Annotated in this window: 8 protein-coding genes; all 8 read left to right on the top strand. The window is 59.6% G+C overall.

Going from position 1 to position 5694, the window contains the following annotated elements; genetic code table 11:
* The coding region (locus tag ABTU92_RS28300; RefSeq protein ID WP_408094912.1) for an HAD family hydrolase at window positions 1–353 on the top strand (353 nt) is incomplete at its 5' end.
* 92 nt (window positions 354–445) lie between these two features.
* Window positions 446–790, top strand: coding sequence for a DUF3768 domain-containing protein (locus tag ABTU92_RS28295; RefSeq protein ID WP_408094911.1), 345 nt, complete (start codon window positions 446–448; stop codon window positions 788–790).
* A 1-nt stretch (window position 791) separates the two neighbouring features.
* Complete coding sequence (locus ABTU92_RS28290; RefSeq protein ID WP_408094910.1) at window positions 792–1004, top strand: hypothetical protein; 213 nt, start codon at window positions 792–794, stop codon at window positions 1002–1004.
* A gap of 106 nt (window positions 1005–1110) precedes the next feature.
* Entirely contained in the window at window positions 1111–1446 is a 336-nt protein-coding gene (locus ABTU92_RS28285; protein WP_408094909.1) for a hypothetical protein, read from the top strand.
* A gap of 753 nt (window positions 1447–2199) precedes the next feature.
* Window positions 2200–2583: a hypothetical protein gene (locus ABTU92_RS28280; protein WP_408094908.1), complete on the top strand. Its 384-nt coding sequence runs from the start codon at window positions 2200–2202 to the stop codon at window positions 2581–2583.
* Window positions 2584–2597: 14 nt separating this feature from the next.
* A complete protein-coding gene (locus tag ABTU92_RS28275; RefSeq protein WP_408094907.1) occupies window positions 2598–3893 on the top strand; it encodes a GDSL-type esterase/lipase family protein in 1296 nt (431 codons plus the stop codon).
* Between the two features lie 241 nt (window positions 3894–4134).
* The gene (locus ABTU92_RS28270) at window positions 4135–4938 is read left to right on the top strand and encodes an NINE protein (RefSeq protein ID WP_408094906.1); all 804 of its coding nucleotides are present in this window, start codon (window positions 4135–4137) and stop codon (window positions 4936–4938) included.
* A gap of 116 nt (window positions 4939–5054) precedes the next feature.
* Window positions 5055–5585 carry a hypothetical protein gene (locus ABTU92_RS28265; protein ID WP_408094905.1) on the top strand — a complete coding sequence of 177 codons (531 nt, stop codon included), beginning with the start codon at window positions 5055–5057 and terminating at the stop codon, window positions 5583–5585.
* Window positions 5586–5694: the final 109 nt, after the last annotated feature.

Genomic DNA, 5694 nt, shown 5'->3' with positions numbered 1-5694 from the left:
CCGGATGTCGCTTGACAACCGTTGATGAGGACGTCGTACCCCTCGTCCATCAATTGCGATCGAGCTGCAAGCTCGGGCTGCTGACGAATGCCCCGTCTCCGTTCGTCCGGGGGATATTGCGGAGCCACGAACTTGAGAAGCTGTTCGATGCGGTCGTCGTATCGAGCGAGATTGGATGCGCGAAGCCGGACGCCCAGGCATTCCGGGCGATCTTAGCAGCCCTCTGTGTCGAGCCGCACCAGGCAGTCATGATCGACGACAACCCGCGGAATGTCGCCGCGGCCGAGGGCATCGGCATGGATGGCCTCCTCTTCCGATCGGCCGGCGAGCTGGAGCAGGCCCTCTTTCCCTGACGCCCGCGTCGCTGCGCTACAATGAGCGCAGCGCCTCCGTCCCATCCGCCGGCACCCGAGAGTGGGTTCCGGCCAGCAGGACGGAGAGTTCCATGAGCGTTCTTTCACATACACCGAAGACCGAGCGCATCCGCGAGCTGAACGACGCCTTCCGGCGGACGTTCGAAGGCGGCCGCGTCATGCTCACCGCCGGATTCCAATCGCTGCCCGAGACTGCGCGGCGCGAGGCGATCGAGCGCGTCAAAACCTTCGACGCATTCGACCCCGACAACGACCCGCGCGGCGAGCACGACTTCCTCGACTTCGAGATCGAAGGGCGGAAGCTCTTCGCCAAAATCGACTACTACGATCTCGCGATGATCTACGGCAGTGAGGATCCGAGCGATCCGTCGCAGACCACCCGCGTCATGACCATCATGCTTGCCGCGGAGTACTGAGATGCACGGCAACGCACGACGCGCCTATGCGCTCGCGGACTTCACCGTCGAGCGCCGCGGCAGGGGCTGGTACTTCGCACGAACGTCCCGCTTCGGCGAGAAGCACGCCGAGAAGGGGCCGTATTCGAGCGAGGTCAGCGTCGCCCTCATGATCGCGCGCGAGATCGTGCGCGAAATCCTCAGGCGCGACGAAGCTTATCGGTTGCCGCGATAGGGGAGAGCTTCAGCTCCGTACACCGCGAGTCGACCGCTTTTCGATCGACTCGTTCTCCAGTCTCAACCGGTATCGCAGGCGATATCGCTATTCTCGGGAGATTCCGATGAACCGGCTTCTTCTCGCACTCGGTATCCTGCTCTGTACCTGGTCGGCATCTGCGCAAGAAGCACAGCCGCGTGGCCGCTCCTGCACCGACGACGACCTGCAGTTCTGCTCGACGAGTCTCACCGGCCCCATGACGATGTCCATCGTCCCGCTCCTGCAGTGGGCGAAGGACGCGCGACACCTACGTGACCGGAACCACTGTGAGGTCAGCATGCGCGAAACCCAGCAGCTTCCGGGTATGCTCGGAGGAATAGTCGCCGGGATCGTGACGGCAGGATGCGGCGAGTGCGCATGCCGGCTGGCTTTCGAAGGAGCCGGCTTACGCGCCAAGTGACGCGCACATTGGTTGCCATCATGCCGCACAAGCTCCCCGGGCGACCGGGGAGCTCTCTCTTGCGGGGAGCCGCTACTTTCGTGAAACAGACTCGACCCCGTCATGCCACTTTCCCCAGAAGACCAACCAACCACCAGCAATCAACATAGCGAGCCGAACCTTCGATGGCCCCTCGTAAAAAAACTTCTTTCTATATTCATCCAGATTTTCGATTTGATCAAATAATTCAAAGAATCTTCTCGAACTTCCCTGCACATAGCTGACTGCATCATGGCTTCCTACCGCATACCACAGTTCTTGGAGGCGCCAGTTTAGCGTTCGCATTTGAGCGTGCATCAAACTACTTTCAACATCTCGCAATACTAGCAGTTCCCACAAGCCGGCTATTGCAATAATGAGCACCCCCAGGGCCTCTACCTGCTTTGGCGTTGGCCTATTATATTTCCACCAGGCACTAAGAGGAGCCGCCCATCGATAACACCGCTCCCTCTCGGCAGCAGGAGGAACCTCTCCACTGTATATAGTCGCAATCACAATTGGCTCCCGCGGCGCCATCCTCACCTCCGCTTCATGCGCGAGCCATATGATGGCCTCAACTTCTTGCGATTAGGTGTGCAGACCGAGAGACAAGCTAGGGTATCGGCTGCAAACCGGCAGGCACCGAGAGCCGGTTTTCTTCTTCATGCCGCGGCAGCCAGTTATCCACACCGCCAGGTGCAAAAACCGCCGAGCGCGCGGTACAATTCCCCGCATATGGCGCGATTGCCGACACCGGGGAGCGATAGCGGAAGCTGGGGTGATGTTCTGAATGCGTACCTGGGCGTCGGACACGACAGCGCAGGCAACAACGTCGGCGGCAAGATCCTGGAGACGACCGCAGCCACGAGCTTCACGCTCGGAACCACGTTCGAAGGCAAGCGCATCGTCGCAACCGCCGCGATCACGATCACCGTCCCTTCGGTCGGCACGCTCGGCAACGGCTACGGCGTCGAGATCGTGAACGACTCCGGTGGCTCGGTCGTCATCGACGGTCCCGGCTCCACCAACGTCACCCTCTCAAACGGCGACGTCGCCTACATCTTAGAAGCCAACGGTAAGCAGCGGGTCGTTACGGGCGCTAGCACGCTCATCTCCTAGGTATGCTGCGTGGCGTGGCCGCCATCACCGCGAGCCAGGGTGTGCGGGCCATTCCGTGGCCGACCCCGAGCAACAATCTGGTCGTCTGGTTCGGCGACAGCCGCACATTCGGGATTTCCGCCGACCCGCCGGACACAAAATCGATCACGGCCGGCGGTCAGGCATCGTGGGCTGCTCACGGCGCCGGGTATCGGTGCAACACGATCAGGGCGGTCGGTAATAGAGGCATTGGCGGCGACACTACGGCAGATATGCTTGCGCGCATCTCCGATGTGGTCAATTCCGGCGCTGGCGTGTGCGTGTTTCTCGGTGGCGTCAACGACAACACCGATACGGCCGCGACAATTGCCAATTACGGGACGATTTTCGACACGCTCAGCGCAGCAAACATCGTGACGATCGTCTGCAACGAACTGCCCGACGACACGGCCGGCCATCAGCCATATCAGATTATCCGAAGAGATTGGTTGGAAAACCCGGCCCGGCGTGTCACGTGGCCGAAACTCCTACAGGTCGACACGTTTCGCCCATGTCTAAAAGACGGAACAACGTGCAACTGGAAAGATGGGTACGCTCCTGATGGTCTCCATCCTGGGGTGTATGGCGCGAAGGCGATTGGCGGCACACTAGGCCCGACGCTGGCTCAGCTTTTTGCGGCTTACTCTCGGCAGGACAATTTACCGACTGGAGCGGGCGACGCCTACAATGCGTCGACAAATCCAGGCGGGTGCCTGCTCTCGAACTACATGATGACCGGGACAGGGGGCACTGCTACCGGCGTTAACGGACAAGTCCCGACCGGGTGGGCCTATAATGTTGCGCAACTCGGCACCGGCCTGACTGTCGATGTCACAATTGACACCGATGCGGACGGGTACGCGCGGCAGAATATCCACTGCTATGGTACGTCGTCGAGCGGGACGCGCACGCTGATTTTTCAATGTTTGAAGAATGACGCGCCGACAATGGGGTATGTCGCCGCTGGCGATAGGCTCCGGTCGCAATGCCATCTGACGGTCGATGCAGGCGCGCAAGGTTTGCGCGGCGCGGCTGTCGGGTGCCAAATTGTCGGCAACAACGGCACCAGTCAAAGCCAGAGCGTCTATAATTTTTGGGGCTCGTCGTCTGGCTGGATCAGTGAGGCGTTCGATGGTGCCGTGGTCAGCCAGTACGTGACGGTTCACGCAGATTGGGCGACCATGACGGGGCGGTCGATGACCGATCTACTCAATATGCAGATCAACGGAAGCGCCACCGTAGATTTCACCGTGCGCGTCTCGCGGTTCGGGCGGCGAAAGCTATTGAGCTGACCCCACCCACACCCCATCCTCGGGTGGTGCTACCCCACCCCCTCTTTCGCCGCTTCACGGTCGCGACGGCGAACCTCGCGCCCGATCGCGTCACGGATCACCTCCATTATGTCCGGAAAGCCTCCCGTGCTGTCGAGTTTACGTCTCCGCTTTACCCTCTTGCTACTTCTCTACGCTACGTTGGCGAGCGTGAACTCCAAGCGCCCGGCGCCAAATACCGGGCGCTTCGAGGGGAAGCGCCATGGACATTCACGATTCCTCGCATCGATCAGGCATTAGCACTGATGCGCGTGCTCTCTTGCTGTTCGACGCAAATAAAAGATCCGTAGTCGTCGCATATTTTTTATTGATCCTTTTCGGCGGGTTCGGCGCTCATCGGTTCTACGTCAAGCGCCCCGGCACCGGCTTTCTTCAGCTCGGCTTGACTATCACCGGATGGATGACGCTTTTTGCCGGAATCGGCGCGTTTTTGCTCGCCGCGCTCGGAATTTGGTTGCTTTTTGATTTCTTTCGATTGCCGACGTTGGTCCGCACCGACAACGCATCATTGATCGAACGCCTCGAATACCAATCCAGTGCTCTTTCCAAATCGGCGCCAGACCGATTTGCTCAATCCGACTGCGCTGGAGATGATTCGGGGAACTCGGGACTTGACCGTCTCCGAATTCCCGCGATCGCGGTTCTCGTTTTCATTTGTGTCTTTATTGCCGGACTGTTTTTCACGATGCCCGACAAGCCCGGCACACAGCAGTCAGTGCGTGCGGCCGCGTCCCCGATTGCTGAGCCAGCTCGGCCGCCCGCACCAGAACCCGCCAGGCCGTGCAAGGCGACGCTTGATCACTTTCTCTCGCTAAGGGAGGGAATGAGCTACCCGGAAGCGTCCCGCATCATCGGATGCCCGGGAACGGAAATGTCGCGCGTGGATTTAGCCGGCCACAGTACGGTCATGGTGGGTTGGAACGGAGAGGGCATCTTCGGCGGGAATATGAACGCGATGTTTCAGAACGGCGCGCTTATTTCAAAAGCCCAATTCGGGCTCCGGTAGCGTTTTGATCAAATCGCAAACCGCTCCATCTGGGTCTGATCGCTTGGTGTTGTGGAGCAGTTTGCAGTTCCATCTAGCGTATTGAGTTCGACCTCCTTCGCCCGGGATTACTTGCGATGAAAACGAATTGGCACGTTGCTACGGCCGCCGAAGCGATCGCCGCGGCGCAGTTCGCTCGCTACGGATATGATGTCTCCGTTCAATACGGAGCTAATCAGCCTGAATACGATCTCATCATAGCAAATGACGACCGGACGCTGAAGATTTCGGTAAAAGGCAGCAAAGACGGTGGCTGGGGACTCACCCAGACGCAATTATCGAGGATCAGAAACGCCAATTACTATGCGGCAGCTGACCTGTGGCTTAGGCGACATCGACCGCGTACCATTCTTTGCCTCGTGCAATTTAAGGACGTCCGTGAAGATGAGATGCCGAGGATCTACCTTGCGTGGCCACGCGAGGTAGCGGAACGACTCAAAGCAGCGGCCGGAGGGCGCGGCGACACCATATTGTGGGAAGATCACACGCGTGGACCGCGCGCTGCGGGGGCAGGACAGATCGAATCGCTACCCGCATCCTGGAAAATAGGCGCTGAGCGCATCTCAGCGCTCATCCGAATGGAAGACGTGATCGCGCTTTCGGCCTAATCGCCGCGAGAATTCATCTCCTGCCCATCTGCCTCAGGCGCTTCGCGGCTCCTGAGACGCGGATGTCTCTTCCCTGCACCAGCGTGCGGCTTGAAATGGACCCCGAGCC

The sequence above is a fragment of the Rhodoplanes sp. SY1 genome, from assembly GCF_046000175.1.
Classification (GTDB): Bacteria; Pseudomonadota; Alphaproteobacteria; order Rhizobiales; family Xanthobacteraceae; genus Rhodoplanes.
The sequence above is the reverse complement of the archived record's forward strand: the minus strand, read 5'-3'. Positions and strand labels throughout refer to the sequence as shown.